This is a genomic window from Trinickia acidisoli (assembly GCF_017315725.1).
GTDB classification, from domain to species: Bacteria; Pseudomonadota; Gammaproteobacteria; order Burkholderiales; family Burkholderiaceae; genus Trinickia; species Trinickia acidisoli.
The window spans coordinates 3,283,550-3,296,042 of sequence record NZ_JAFLRG010000001.1; the positions used below are offsets into that span (position 1 = coordinate 3,283,550).

General features: G+C 65.5%; 14 protein-coding genes. 6 read left to right on the plus strand and 8 right to left on the minus strand.

Features of this window, described 5'->3' with window-relative positions; translation table 11 throughout:
* Nucleotides 1–22: 22 nt before the first annotated feature.
* Nucleotides 23–352 (minus strand): DUF3579 domain-containing protein, encoded by a 330-nt coding sequence (locus tag J3485_RS14985; protein ID WP_206955826.1) that lies wholly within the window; start codon nt 350–352, stop codon nt 23–25.
* A gap of 247 nt (nt 353–599) precedes the next feature.
* Here J3485_RS14985 and argF point away from each other — a divergent pair, with 247 nt between their 5' ends.
* On the plus strand, nt 600–1,529 hold the full coding sequence (gene argF, locus J3485_RS14990; RefSeq protein WP_206953795.1) for an ornithine carbamoyltransferase: 930 nt from the start codon (nt 600–602) through the stop codon (nt 1,527–1,529).
* A 133-nt stretch (nt 1,530–1,662) separates the two neighbouring features.
* Here argF and murB read toward each other — a convergent pair whose 3' ends face one another.
* Nucleotides 1,663–2,694, minus strand: coding sequence for a UDP-N-acetylmuramate dehydrogenase (murB, locus tag J3485_RS14995; RefSeq protein WP_206953803.1), 1,032 nt, complete (start codon nt 2,692–2,694; stop codon nt 1,663–1,665).
* Nucleotides 2,695–2,837: 143 nt separating this feature from the next.
* On the opposite strand from murB, the gene J3485_RS15000 reads away from it, so the two are divergent.
* Nucleotides 2,838–3,323 (plus strand): YajQ family cyclic di-GMP-binding protein, encoded by a 486-nt coding sequence (locus tag J3485_RS15000; protein WP_206953806.1) that lies wholly within the window; start codon nt 2,838–2,840, stop codon nt 3,321–3,323.
* A 103-nt stretch (nt 3,324–3,426) separates the two neighbouring features.
* Here J3485_RS15000 and plsY read toward each other — a convergent pair whose 3' ends face one another.
* The 5 genes from plsY to queG all read right to left on the minus strand — a co-directional run bounded on the left by plsY (nt 3,427) and on the right by queG (nt 7,500).
* Nucleotides 3,427–4,077: a glycerol-3-phosphate 1-O-acyltransferase PlsY gene (gene plsY / locus J3485_RS15005; protein WP_206953808.1), complete on the minus strand. Its 651-nt coding sequence runs from the start codon at nt 4,075–4,077 to the stop codon at nt 3,427–3,429.
* A gap of 83 nt (nt 4,078–4,160) precedes the next feature.
* A complete protein-coding gene (locus J3485_RS15010; RefSeq protein ID WP_206953810.1) occupies nt 4,161–4,652 on the minus strand; it encodes an aminoacyl-tRNA deacylase in 492 nt (163 codons plus the stop codon).
* Nucleotides 4,653–4,666: 14 nt separating this feature from the next.
* Nucleotides 4,667–5,650: a site-specific tyrosine recombinase XerD gene (gene xerD, locus J3485_RS15015; protein ID WP_206953812.1), complete on the minus strand. Its 984-nt coding sequence runs from the start codon at nt 5,648–5,650 to the stop codon at nt 4,667–4,669.
* Nucleotides 5,647–6,132, minus strand: coding sequence for a methylated-DNA--[protein]-cysteine S-methyltransferase (locus tag J3485_RS15020; RefSeq protein ID WP_206953814.1), 486 nt, complete (start codon nt 6,130–6,132; stop codon nt 5,647–5,649). Before J3485_RS15020 ends, xerD begins: the two co-directional genes overlap by 4 nt.
* 51 nt (nt 6,133–6,183) lie before the next feature.
* The gene (queG, locus tag J3485_RS15025; RefSeq protein WP_206953817.1) at nt 6,184–7,500 is read right to left on the minus strand and encodes a tRNA epoxyqueuosine(34) reductase QueG; all 1,317 of its coding nucleotides are present in this window, start codon (nt 7,498–7,500) and stop codon (nt 6,184–6,186) included.
* A gap of 17 nt (nt 7,501–7,517) precedes the next feature.
* On the opposite strand from queG, the gene tsaE reads away from it, so the two are divergent.
* The 4 genes from tsaE (at nt 7,518) to trxA (ending at nt 11,582) form a co-directional block, all read left to right on the plus strand.
* Nucleotides 7,518–8,057 (plus strand): tRNA (adenosine(37)-N6)-threonylcarbamoyltransferase complex ATPase subunit type 1 TsaE, encoded by a 540-nt coding sequence (tsaE, locus tag J3485_RS15030; protein ID WP_206953824.1) that lies wholly within the window; start codon nt 7,518–7,520, stop codon nt 8,055–8,057.
* Nucleotides 8,039–9,640, plus strand: coding sequence for an N-acetylmuramoyl-L-alanine amidase (locus J3485_RS15035; protein ID WP_206953826.1), 1,602 nt, complete (start codon nt 8,039–8,041; stop codon nt 9,638–9,640). The genes tsaE and J3485_RS15035 overlap by 19 nt, the downstream gene beginning before the upstream one ends.
* A 103-nt stretch (nt 9,641–9,743) precedes the next feature.
* Nucleotides 9,744–10,628, plus strand: a complete 885-nt coding sequence (locus J3485_RS15040) for a pirin family protein (RefSeq protein WP_206953829.1) — start codon at nt 9,744–9,746, stop codon at nt 10,626–10,628.
* Between the two features lie 105 nt (nt 10,629–10,733).
* Nucleotides 10,734–11,582 carry a thioredoxin gene (trxA, locus tag J3485_RS15045; RefSeq protein WP_206953830.1) on the plus strand — a complete coding sequence of 283 codons (849 nt, stop codon included), beginning with the start codon at nt 10,734–10,736 and terminating at the stop codon, nt 11,580–11,582.
* Between the two features lie 17 nt (nt 11,583–11,599).
* Here trxA and J3485_RS15050 read toward each other — a convergent pair whose 3' ends face one another.
* Entirely contained in the window at nt 11,600–12,472 is an 873-nt protein-coding gene (locus J3485_RS15050) for a tRNA threonylcarbamoyladenosine dehydratase (RefSeq protein ID WP_206953832.1), read from the minus strand.
* Nucleotides 12,473–12,493: the final 21 nt, after the last annotated feature.

Consider the following 12,493-nt stretch of genomic DNA (forward strand, 5'->3'; position numbering starts at 1 on the left):
CGCGCTCAGCTTAGGCTGGCGCTTACCTTGCGCGCGTCGCGCCGTGGCCGTCCGGCAGTTCGCACGCCTCGGTAACGACGAGGTCGTTGTCCTTCGCGAAATTCATCACGAAATCGAACGCCATCGGCTCAATGTCGCGCAACCGCGAATCGAGAACGACACATTTGAGATCGCCGAGGAGGAGGGGACGGACGTAGCGCGAATATTGCAGCCGCGCGTTCGGACCTTGGGCGCCGGGACCGTAGCAGGACATGACCCCCGCGAGACGCTCCGACCAATCACTGGGCCGGAATTTCTTTCCGCCTTTCGTGACGCCTTGAATGAAGTATTCGATGTGGGATGCTTCGGCCATGTAAAAAACCCATGAAACTTGCCCGAAGCCTGCCCGCCGGGCTTGGGAAAACCTGTCGATTATATCACCGCGACGGGCCTTTTGCGGCACTGCACACAAACGGGGCATGCCCATGGCTACCGGTCCACGCCGCGGCTTGCCGGCTCGTCAAACGAAAAAAAATCCTTTATGCTGCTTGCAGTTACCACATCCGACGGCGGCGCCGTCCGGTGCCCTTGCACCGGGTGAAGCCCGCCGTATTTGTTTCATGGCCGCCAAACAAATCCGTCACTACCTGCAGTTCAGCGACTTCTCCCTGGATGACTACGAGTACGTGCTCGAGCGTGCGCGCATCCTGAAACGCAAGTTCAAGAACTACGAGACCTATCACCCACTGCACGATCGCACGCTCGCGATGATTTTCGAGAAGAACTCGACGCGCACGCGGCTCTCGTTCGAAGCCGGCATCTTCCAGCTCGGCGGCCACGCCGTTTTCATGAGCACGCGCGATACCCAGCTCGGCCGCGGCGAGCCGATCGAAGACGCCGCCCAGGTTATTTCGCGGATGGTCGACATCATCATGATCCGCACGTTCGGCCAGGACATCCTGCGCCGCTTCGCGGACAACTCGCGCGTGCCCGTCATCAACGGCCTGACCAACGAGTACCACCCGTGCCAGGTGCTCGCCGACATCTTCACGTTCTATGAGCTTCGTGGCCAGATCGCGGGTAAAACGGTAGCGTGGGTGGGCGACGCCAACAATATGCTCTACACGTGGATCGAGGCCGCGCAGATTCTCGGCTTCAAGCTGCGCATTTCGACGCCGCCCGGCTACAAGCTCGACGCAGCGCTCGTCGCCCCCCATAGCGCATCATTCTTCGAGGAGTTCGAAGACCCGAACGATGCGTGCGAAGGCGCCGATCTCGTCACGACCGACGTCTGGACCAGCATGGGCTTCGAGGCCGAGAACGAAGCGCGCAAGGCAGCGTTTGCCGATTGGTGCGTCGATACCGAAATGATGGGGCGCGCGCGCCCCGATGCGCTGTTCATGCACTGTCTGCCTGCCCATCGTGGCGAGGAAGTCAGCGCCGACGTGATCGACGGGCCGCAAAGCGTCGTATGGGACGAAGCCGAGAATCGGCTGCACGTCCAGAAGGCGCTCATGGAGTTTTTGCTGCTCGGCAAGCTCAATCACTGACCGCCCGCCGAACCGGGCCACCAACCGACGCACCGATCTCGTCTTTGCTGCGGCCGGCAATGCAACGACCGGCCGCAGCGAAACGACTCGGCGCGCTCGCATACGTCGCGGCCCCCGCCCGCGCACAATCGCGCTAAACGACGACCGGCTCGGGCTCCAGCCGAATGCCGAACCGTTCGCGCACGTCGTCTTGGATCGCTTGTGCGAGTGCAAGCACTTGCGCGCCCGTTGCCCCGCCCCGATTGACGAGCACGAGCGCCTGCCGCTCGTGCACGGCGGCCGCGCCCATCGCTCGCCCTTTCCAGCCGCAGCGATCGATGAGCCAGCCGGCCGCGAGTTTGACGCGCCCGTCGGCCTGCGGGTACGAGACGACCTGCGGCTCGCGGGCCCGCAGCGTTTCGAACGTCGCCGCATCGACGACGGGATTCTTGAAGAAGCTCCCCGCATTGCCGAGCACGGCCGGATCAGGCAGCTTCGCGCGCCGCACGGCGACGACCGCATCGAAGATGGCCTGCGGCGATGCATCGGCAGCGCCCGCCTCGAGCGCGCGCGCTATGTCGGCGTACTCGGCGCGCGGCGTCCATGCCTTCGGCAAGCGAAACGTCACCGACGTGATCGCGAACCGGTCTCGCCCTTCCCGCTTGAAAAAGCTGTCGCGGTAACCGAATCGGCATTGCGCCGCATCGAGTTCGACCGTCGCGCCGGTGGCGAGCTCGACGGCCCGCAGCAAAGCGAAACGCTCGGCCATCTCGAGCCCGTACGCGCCGATGTTTTGGATCGGCGCGGCGCCGACCGTGCCCGGAATCAACGCGAGGTTTTCAAGCCCGGGCAAACCGTTCGCGAGCGTCCAAGCGACGAACGCATGCCAGTTCTCTCCCGCGGCAGCTTCGACGTAGCGCGCTTGGTCGTCCTCGCGCACGAGGCGTTTGCCCGCCAGCGCGACGAGCATCGCGACGCCGTCGAAATCGCGCGTGAAAACGACGTTGCTGCCGCCGCCAAGCAAGAGATGCGGCAAGCCAGCCACGCGAGCATCGCGCAAAACGGCCGAGAACTGATCGGACGATTCGATGCGGCAAAACCAACGCGCGCGCGCGTCGAAGCCGAACGTGTTGTGCGCACGCAGCGAATAGTCGGGTACCAGCAGTGAAGGATCGGACAAGGACATCGGCAAGAGCGCGCTTGGCTGCATTGTCGGGCCAGCCGTCGCACAATGCGATATATCGATCGGCGCGGCTGCGGCCCGGCATTTTCTCGGAAGAAAGGCGTCGGTAAAATAGCGTTTGGTCGTGATTATATGGAGAAATGAATATGCCGTCGTTCGATGTCGTCTGCGAAGCCAACATGGTCGAAGTGAAAAACGCGATCGAGCAATCCAACAAGGAAATTTCCACGCGCTTCGATTTCAAGGGGTCGGACGCGCGGGTCGAGCAAAAGGAAGGCGAACTGACGATGTTCGCCGACGATGACTTCAAGCTGGGGCAAGTCAAGGACGTCGTGCTGTCGAAGATGGCCAAGCGCAACGTCGACGTGCGCTTTCTCGACTACGGCAAGATCGAAAAGATCGGCGGCGACAAGGTCAAGCAAGTCGTCACGATCAAGAAGGGTGTGTCGGGCGATCTCGCCAAGAAAATCGTCAGGCTCGTGAAGGACAGCAAGATCAAGGTGCAAGCGAGCATTCAAGGCGACGCGGTGCGCGTGTCGGGCACCAAGCGCGACGATCTGCAAAGCGTCATCGCGATGCTGCGCAAGGATGTGACCGACACCCCGCTCGACTTCAACAACTTCCGCGACTAATCCGAGGACCCGACGCTCACCGCGCGAGCCGCGCGAAAGCGGGCGGCGCACCGGCAAGACGGCAAAGCGCGAGCGCCTTGCCGTCTTGCCGTCTTGCTCGACTTCAATGCTTGCGCGCGTGCGCGGTGCCCGCTTCGGGCTTCTTCGCGCCGCCCTTCTTTTCGCCGATGCGGCTTTCCTTCCCCGCAATCAGCTTCGCGATGTTGCCGCGATGCCGCCAGATGAGCAGCGCGCTCATCGCGAACACGGCCCAGGCGATTCGATTGGCGCCGAACATGAAGATGTCGAACAGCGGCGCGAACACCGCCGAGACGAGCGCGGCAAACGACGAATAGCGGAAGAAGAACGCGATGATGAGCCAGGTCAGCGCGGTCGCGAGGCCGAGCACCGGGTTGATCGCGAGCAGCACGCCGGCGGCCGTTGCCACGCCCTTGCCGCCTTTGAACTTGAAGAAGACCGGGTAGAGGTGGCCGAGAAAGACGGCGATTGCCGCCAGCGCGACGGCCGTATCGCCGAGCCCGTAGTTCGGCCCGAAACGCGCAACGAGCCAAACGGCCAGCCAGCCTTTGAACGCATCGCCGACGAGCGTGAGAATAGCCGCGATCTTGTTGCCGCTGCGCAGCACGTTCGTGGCGCCGGGGTTCTTCGATCCGTAGGAGCGGGGATCGGCCAGCCCCATAGCCGCGCTGACGATCACGGCGAACGAGATCGATCCGATCAAATAGGCGGCAACGGTTGCGATCAGCATTTGCATAGGCGGGACTCTTTCGACTTAGCGGGCATAGCGCGGAGCGCGCGGGCGGCTCATTTTACAGAACGGCGCGCCGCTCGCGCGGGTCACTCGACGCTCGCGCATTGCACGGGGCGCGCGCCGAGCAGCGACGTCAGCAGCGCGGGCGCAAGGCTGACGAGGTAGCCGCGGCGGCCGCCGTTCAGATAGATCAGATCGAGTTCGAGGATGCTCGATTCGACGTAGATGGGCATTGCCTTTTTCGTGCCGAACGGCGAGGTACCGCCCACCAAATAACCGGAATGGCGATTGGCCACCTCGGGCTTGCAGGGCTCCACGCGCTTGGCGCCGATTTGACGGGCGAGGTTCTTGGTCGATACCGTGCGGTCGCCGTGCATGAGGACGATGAGCGGCTTCGCGTGCTCGTCCTCCATGACGAGCGTCTTGACGACGCTGTGCTCGTCAACGCCGAGCCGGCGTGCCGATTCGCCCGTGCCGCCGTGCTCCACATACTCGTAGGGGTGCTCGCCGAAGTGGACATCATGGCGACGCAAGAACTGTGTGGCCAAGGTCTCCGACACGTGTTTGGTTTTACTCATCGGCGCATTGTAAGTCAGCCGCGCGGGTGATGCGTCGCGTGCAGCGTCTTGAGGCGCTCGCGTGCGACGTGCGTGTAGATCTGCGTCGTCGAAATATCGGCATGGCCGAGCAGCAACTGCACGACGCGCAAATCGGCACCGTGATTGATGAGATGCGTCGCGAACGCGTGGCGCAGCGTGTGCGGCGACAGCGGCGTTCTCACATCCGCCGCGCGTGCGTGCCGTTTGATGATGTTCCAGAACTGCTGGCGCGTCATGCCCTCGCCGCGCGCCGTAACGAACAGCGCATCGGCCGCGCGCGCGCCGATCAGCGTCGGCCGCCCCTCGCGTAGATAGCGTGCGATCCATGCATGCGCCTCCTCGCCGAACGGCACGAGGCGCTCCTTCGACCCCTTGCCCATCACCCGCACCACGCCTTCGTTCAGGCCGACTTCGACGGACTTGAGCCCCACGAGCTCGCTCACGCGCAGCCCGCTTGCATACATGAGTTCGAGCATGGTCCGGTCGCGCAAGCCAAGCGCGGTGTCCACCTCGGGCGCGGCAAGCAGCGCCTCGACTTGCGCCTCCGTCAGCGTCGAAGGAAACCTCGGCGGCTGCTTCGCCGAGCGAATTTTCATCGTCGGATCGCTTGATACGCGATGCTCGCGCAACGCCCACGCGAAATAGCGACGAAATACCGAGAGGCGGCGGTTGGCGGAAGTGGGCTTGCCGTCGCTGCGCGCGGCAAGGTAGCCGTTGACGTGCCCCTCGCCCGCTGCGTCGATGCCGACGCCGTGCGTGCGCGCGAGCCAGTCGGCGAAGAGACGCAAATCGCGGCCGTAGGCATCGAGCGTGTTGCGCGCGAGGCCGTGTTCGAGCCAAAGGGCATCGCCGAACGCATCGATCGATCGCACGTTGGCCGCCTGCAGCGCGAGCACTGCCGCGTCGGCCTGCGGCTCGTTCGGCGCTGCAAACGCATCCTGGGCTTCTACCGGCGCAAAGCCGTTCACCTCGTTCATAGCGCGAGCGCGAGCTGGCTGCTTTCATGCGCGAGCAGCCAACGCTTGACGCGCGGATAGAAACCATCGCCCGCATGATGCGAAAACCCGCCTAGCCCGTTCGCGGCCACGACGCGATGACACGGAATCACGAGCGGAAACGGATTGTCGCCGCACGCCTGACCGACCGCGCGCGGCACCCCGCCAACCTGCCGTGCCAGTGCGCCATAGGTCATCACGCTGCCGAGCGGGATTTCGCACATCGCCTGCCAGACGCGGCGCTGGAACGGCGTGCCGGCATTCGCGAGCGGCAAATCGAACGGCGCGCCGGCGTCGGCCATATACCGCTCGATCTGCCGCGCGGCGCGCTCGGCGATCGCCGAATCGGGCGCACGCTCGGGGATCGAATCTTCGAGGTAGATGATCGCGCGGACGACGCCTGCCGCGGCATCGACTTCGATTCCGACTTTGCCGAACGGCGCGCTCACGACGGCGTGGTACATCGCATCTCCCCGATAAGTAGCGGTAGCGGCGGCTGTGCGCTGCGCCATAGCTTACGCCGCTTGCAGCGCCCACTGCACATGTTCGCGCACGAGCGGCGAGGGATCGTCGGCGCGCGAGCGCAACGCAGCGACGATACGCGCGCGGACGTCGGCATCGAGCGCGCTCGTCTCGGCGATGGGCGCCGCGCGGCCCATGTCTTGCGGTACCGTGCTCTCGGCTCGCCCGGTGCGTAGTGCATTGCCCATCGCCACGGCCAGATTGCGCAGCCATCGCTCATGGCCGATGCGGCGGATCGCACTCCCCTGCATGCGCGTGTCGAACGTCTCCTCGCTCCAGGCGAACAGGTCGACGAGGCTCGCGCGATCGAGCCCGTGCCGTACGTCGAAATCATCGACGGGCGCCGCTTGGGCGAACTTGTTCCACGGACACACGAGCTGGCAGTCGTCGCAACCGTACACGCGATTGCCGATCAGCGGTCGCAACGACTCGGGAATGCTGCCCTTCAGTTCGATCGTCAAATAGGAGATGCAGCGACGCGCATCGACGCGATAGGGCCCGACGATCGCGCCGGTCGGACACGCGTCGATGCAGCGCGTGCAGTGCCCGCAATGCGCACCGGCCTCGCGCGTGGCGCGCTCGGGCTCCGTCTGGGCGTCGGTCGGCAACGGAATGTCGACGTAGATCTCGCCGAGAAAGAACAGCGAGCCCGCGTCGCGCTCGAGCAACAGCGTATGCTTGCCGCGCCAACCGATGCCGGCCTTTTGCGCGAGCGCGACTTCGAGCACGGGCGCCGAATCGGTGAAAACGCGATAGCCGTATGCGCCGACCTCGCGCTCGATCCGCTCGGCGAGCTGCTGCAGCCGCTGGCGCATCACCTTGTGATAATCGCGGCCGCGAGCGTAGACGGACACGACAGCGGCCGACGGATCGGTGAGGCGCGCGAGCTCGCGCGCGCGCCAATCGCCGCGCGCACCGCGAAGCGTGGCTGACGATGCGCTTTCATCGTGATTTGCCGCGAGCGACGCTGCGGGTAAATAGGCCATGCGGGCGGAGATCACGCGTCGCGTGCCGGCCACAAGCTCGGCCGGCCGTGCGCGTTTCGCGCCATGTTTGGCCATATAATCCATCTCGCCGTGGAAGCCCGCCTCGAGCCAAGCGGAAAGCGCCGCTTCGGCATCGCAGAGATCGGTATCGCTGATCCCGACAGCGGAAAAGCCCAGCGCGCGGCCCCACACCTTGATGCGCTGCGCAAGCGTTGCAAGCGCGGCATCGTCGAGGGGCTGGGTAGCAGCGTCGGCCGCATCGCATGCATCGGCTTGGCCGAGCATGCCCGTGTCGAGGGCGGCCTGTTCCGGACTTCGTTTCATCCCGCTATTTTACGAGAATGCCCGCCGCGCCCGCTTCATCGTCTTTTCCGCTCGCGAAAGCGCTGCTCGAGCGCCGCTTCACGCTCGAGAACCTCGCGGCCACCGATGCATTGGGCGCGCGCTTTGCGCATGCGATCGACGACGTGCGCAAGCTACCCGGCTTCACCGGCCTGCACGTGCAGCTTCTCGGCGATCTCGGCGCCGGCAAAACGGCGCTCGTGCGCGCGACGCTAGCCGGCCTCGGTCACTCGGGACGCGTGCGCAGCCCGACCTACACGCTCGTCGAACCGTACGCGCTCGCGCGCGATGGAGGCGAACTCGAGCTCTACCACTTCGATCTCTACCGCTTCGCCGATCCGGCGGAGTGGGCCGATGCAGGCTTTCGCGAATATTTCGATGCGGGCGCAATCTGCCTCGTCGAATGGCCGCAGAAAGCGGGCAACCTGCTCGGCACGCCCGATCTCGTTTTCGGCCTCGACACCGTCGACGGCGAGCGGCGCCTGCTCGATGCCCGCGCATACAGCGAATCAGGAAAAGCATGTCTCGAAAGATGTTGATCAAACCGTTCAAGTCGATCGAATCGGCTGCCACGGCGACGCATAACTGGCGTCGCCGCCAAGTGCTGCGCGCGGGCGCATCGACGCTCGTCCTCGGACTCGCATCGTCGCTCGCGTTCCCGCGCCTCGCCCTCGCCAGTTCCGTGCTCGGCGTGCGCGTCTGGCCGGCGCGCGATTACACGCGCGTGACGATCGAATCGGATCAGCCGCTGCAAGCGACGCAACAATTGCTGCAAGGGCCCGATCGCCTCGTCGTCGATCTGGATGGCCTCGATCTCGACCAAGCGCTGCGCGATCTCGTCTCGAAGATCACGCCGAACGATCCGCAAATTCAGACCGTGCGCGTCGGGCAATTCCAGCCGCACGTCGTGCGCCTCGTATTCGACTTGAAAGGCTCGGTCAAGCCGCAGGTGTTTTCATTGCCGCCCGTGGGCAGCTATCGCTACCGGCTCGTGCTCGACCTCTATCCAACCGTCGCGCCCGATCCGCTGATGGAACTGCTCGCCGAGACCGAGCGCAAGGAAAAGCGTTTGAACGAAAGCGCGGGCGGCGGCAACGCTCTGCAGGACACGCCCGCGCCGCTCGCGGGGCCGGATGCGGCGCCTTCGGCATCGCCTGCGCCGTCCGATAACAGCGATGCGTTCTTCGAGCGCTATGCGCAAAACACGCCACCGGGCACGCCGGCTTCGCCAAGCGCGAACCCAAGCGCAGGCTCCAACGCAGGTGGCGCGCGCAAGCCGACCAAGCCGCCCGCCGCGCCGCCCGCGCTCGCCCAGCGCAAGGGCGAGCCGGGCCAGAACGGCGGGGCGACGGGCGACGGCCTCGGCGGCGACGACGCCTACGCCTTCACAACGCCCAAGTCCGGCAATACCACGCGCCTGCTAACCGTCGCGATCGATCCGGGTCACGGCGGAGAGGACCCCGGCGCAATCGGCAGCGCGGGCACCTACGAGAAACACGTGGCGCTCGACATCGCGAAGAAGCTGCGCGTGCTGATCGACGCGCAGCCCAATATGCGGTCGATGATGACGCGCGACGCCGACTTTTTCGTGCCGCTGAACGTGCGCGTGCAAAAGGCGCGGCGCGTCGGCGCCGACCTGTTCGTGTCGGTCCATGCCGACGCCTTCACGACCCCCGAGGCGCGCGGCTCCTCGGTCTTCGCGCTGTCCGATCACGGCGCGACGAGTGCCGCGGCGCGTTGGATGGCGAACAAGGAGAATTCATCCGACCTCATCGGCGGCATCAACGTGAAGACGCAAGACGAATCGGTCAACCGCGCGCTGTTCGATATGTCGACGACGGCGCAGATCCGCGATTCCCTGCGCTACGGCACGTTCGTGCTCAAGGAGGTCGGGGAGATCAACAAGCTGCACAAGGGTTCGGTCGAGCAAGCCGGCTTCGCCGTGCTCAAAGCGCCCGACATTCCGTCGATCCTCGTCGAAACGGCTTTCATCAGCAATCCCGAAGAAGAAAAGCGCTTGAACGACGATAGCTACCGCGCCGAAATGGCCAACGCCATTCTCAAGGGTATCAAGCGCTACTTCGCCGCGAACCCGCCGCTGGCGAAGAACCGCATGGCGTGAGGCCGCAACGGCGGGCGAGCGCGGCAACCGCGGCCGCCCGCCCGCGTGCCGCACCTGTGAGGCGAAGTACAATGATTCGCCCAAGTCTCGCAGGGAGTGCGCCGTGCCGCCGCCGTCCGTCAAAGCCATCCTCAAGCCGTCGCTGCGCGACATAGGCAGCCTAGCCGTGCGCCGCGTGCTGCCTGCGCTCGCCGCTCGCCTCGTCGGCCCGTTCATCTTCTTCGACCATATGGGCCCAGCCAGCTACGCGCCGGGGACGGGCGTCGACGTGCGGCCGCACCCGCATATCGGCCTCGCGACGGTCACGTACCTGTTCGAGGGCGCGATGCTCCACCGCGACAGCATCGGCTCGGTGCAAAAAATCACGCCCGGCGACGTCAATTGGATGACGGCCGGCCGCGGCATCGTCCATTCCGAGCGCACACCGGACGAAGAGCGACGCCAAGGCCAGGTCATGCACGGCATTCAAACCTGGGTAGCGTTGCCGCTCGCGCATGAAACCGACGAGCCGTCGTTCGAGCACCATGCAGCCGCCGCGCTGCCGCAAATCGAGCGCAACGGCGTCACGCTGACCGTCATCGCCGGCCGTGCCTTCGGGGCGCAAGCGCCGACGCGCACGTACTCGCCGACGCTTTACGTCGCCGCGAATTTCGCCCCGGACGGCGCGCTGGCGATCGAGCCCGAGCACGAGGAGCGCGGCGTCTATCTCGTCGAGGGCGACCTCGCAATCGACGGCGAGCCGCTCGCCGCCGGCCACATGGCCGTGCTCGTAGCGGGCGAGACGGCGACGCTAGCGAGCCGCGCCGGCGCGACGGTCATGCTGCTCGGCGGCGCGAAACTCGACGGCGAGCGCTACATCGAATGGAATTTCGTGGCGAGTTCGCGCGAAAAAATCGCTCAGGCCAAAGCCGCCTGGGCCGCCCAGACGATCGGCAAGGTGCCGGGCGAAACGGAGTGGATTCCGCTGCCCGAACGCGGCGCGCACTAGCGCGGCGTCCGCCTCGCCGGCGCCGCACGCCATCGCGAGATGGTTGAAATCGCGCGCGCCGCGCCCATCTGCTGCACCGGTAACTGACTGTCCAACGAGGAAGCGATGAACACCACCTTGGCGACTTTCGAAAAAGACGTAATCGATGCTTCGGCGTTCGCGCCCGTCCTAGTCGATTTCTGGGCGCCGTGGTGTGGCCCCTGCAAATCGCTCGGCCCGCTGCTGGAAAAGCTGGAGCACGAATACGCGGGCCGCTGGCGGCTCGTGAAAGTCAACGTCGACGAGAACCCGCAGCTCGCCGCGCATTTTCAGGTGCGCAGCATTCCGCACGTCGTGGCGTTCGCGCTCGGGCGTCCCGTCGACCAATTCACGGGCGTGCTGCCCGAAAACCAGTTGCGCGCCTTCATCGATCGGCTCGTACCGAACCCGGCCGAGGTGGAGCATCGCACCGCCCTGCAAGCGCTCGAGGCAGGCCAGCGCGGCGTCGCGCTGGACCACCTGCAAGCGGCGCTCGCGCTCGACCCAGGCTTCGACGAGGCACGGCTCGACCTGATCGAGCTCTTGCTCGACGAGGATCAAATCGACGACGCACGCCGCGAAGCGGAGTTGCTCTCGCCGAAAATCACGCAGGGCATCGATGCCCGCTACAACTCACTGAAGACGCGGCTCGACGCCCTCGATGCGGCCACGGATCTGCCGCCGACCGATTCGCTGGAAGCCACCGTCGCGACAAACCCGGACAATCTGGAGGCGCGCTTGGACTTGGCGAACGCGCTGATCGCGCGACGCGCCTATGCGCCCGCGCTCGAGCACCTGCTCGAGATCGTCAGACGCGATCGGTCGTTTCGTGACGATGTCGGCCGCAAGACGATGCTCTCCGTCTTCGACCTGGCGGCGCACCGCCCCGAACTCGTCTTGGAATGGCGCCGTAAGCTCAGCGCCATGCTGAACTGAACCCCGCGGCGTGGCCCTCAGCCGGCGGCCTTCGCCAATGCCCGCAGCACGTGGGCGGCCGCAGCGAACCCGAAGCTGGCCGTCACGCACACGCTCGAACCGAACCCCGCGCAATTGAGCCCGACGGGCCCCGCGTGACCGGGTGAAGTGCTCAAATGTTGGGCAACATCGTCCATATCGCAGACGGCCGCTTCGGGATAGATGAGCGGTTCGTCGGAATAGACGGCGCTCACTTTGAATTTCGCCTTGGGCCCGCGCGGAAAACCGTGCTGCTTGCGCAATTGCGCGCGCACTTTCGAGAGCAGCGGGTCCTGGATCGTCAAAGCGAGATCGTCGATGCGAATACGCGTCGGATCGAGCTGCCCGCCCGCTCCGCCCACCGCAATGAGCGGTTGCCCGCGCGCGACGCACCAGGCGATGAGCGCCGTTTTCGTGCGCACGCTATCGATCGCGTCGACGACGTAGTCGAAACCGCCACCGAGCAGGGCATCGAAATTGCCGGGATCGACGAAATCTTCGACGCGGCGCACCTCGCACGCGCGATCGATCAGCGCGATGCGTTCGGCCATGGCATCGACCTTGGGCTTGCCGTAATTGCCATCCAGCGCGTGCACTTGCCGGTTCGTGTTGCTTTCGGCTACGTTGTCGAGATCGATCAGCGTGAGCGTGCCGATGGCGCTCCGGGCAAGCGCCTCGGCCACCCATGAGCCCACTCCGCCGATTCCGATCACCGCCACGTGCGCGCGCTCGAACGCGGCCAGTGCGCGCGAGCCGTAAAGCCGCGCAATGCCGCCGAATCGGCGCGCGCGGTCGGCCTGTTCGGCGTCGTCGACGATGCTGAGCACGGGAGTAAGATCGGAATTCATCGCGGTGGCGCGCGGGCTGGACATGATGCCTGTAAATCGTACGAG

Excerpts from the sequence above, each read along its gene's own strand:
- J3485_RS14985 (WP_206955826.1), bottom strand. The coding sequence starts at position 352 with ATGGCCGAAGCATCCCACATCGAATACTTCATTCAAGGCGTCACGAAA.
- argF (WP_206953795.1), top strand. The coding sequence starts at position 600 with ATGGCCGCCAAACAAATCCGTCACTACCTGCAGTTCAGCGACTTCTCC.
- murB (WP_206953803.1), bottom strand. The coding sequence starts at position 2,694 with ATGTCCTTGTCCGATCCTTCACTGCTGGTACCCGACTATTCGCTGCGT.
- J3485_RS15000 (WP_206953806.1), top strand. The coding sequence starts at position 2,838 with ATGCCGTCGTTCGATGTCGTCTGCGAAGCCAACATGGTCGAAGTGAAA.
- plsY (WP_206953808.1), bottom strand. The coding sequence starts at position 4,077 with ATGCAAATGCTGATCGCAACCGTTGCCGCCTATTTGATCGGATCGATC.
- J3485_RS15010 (WP_206953810.1), bottom strand. The coding sequence starts at position 4,652 with ATGAGTAAAACCAAACACGTGTCGGAGACCTTGGCCACACAGTTCTTG.
- xerD (WP_206953812.1), bottom strand. The coding sequence starts at position 5,650 with ATGAACGAGGTGAACGGCTTTGCGCCGGTAGAAGCCCAGGATGCGTTT.
- J3485_RS15020 (WP_206953814.1), bottom strand. The coding sequence starts at position 6,132 with ATGTACCACGCCGTCGTGAGCGCGCCGTTCGGCAAAGTCGGAATCGAA.
- queG (WP_206953817.1), bottom strand. The coding sequence starts at position 7,500 with ATGAAACGAAGTCCGGAACAGGCCGCCCTCGACACGGGCATGCTCGGC.
- tsaE (WP_206953824.1), top strand. The coding sequence starts at position 7,518 with ATGCCCGCCGCGCCCGCTTCATCGTCTTTTCCGCTCGCGAAAGCGCTG.
- J3485_RS15035 (WP_206953826.1), top strand. The coding sequence starts at position 8,039 with ATGTCTCGAAAGATGTTGATCAAACCGTTCAAGTCGATCGAATCGGCT.
- trxA (WP_206953830.1), top strand. The coding sequence starts at position 10,734 with ATGAACACCACCTTGGCGACTTTCGAAAAAGACGTAATCGATGCTTCG.
- J3485_RS15050 (WP_206953832.1), bottom strand. The coding sequence starts at position 12,472 with ATGTCCAGCCCGCGCGCCACCGCGATGAATTCCGATCTTACTCCCGTG.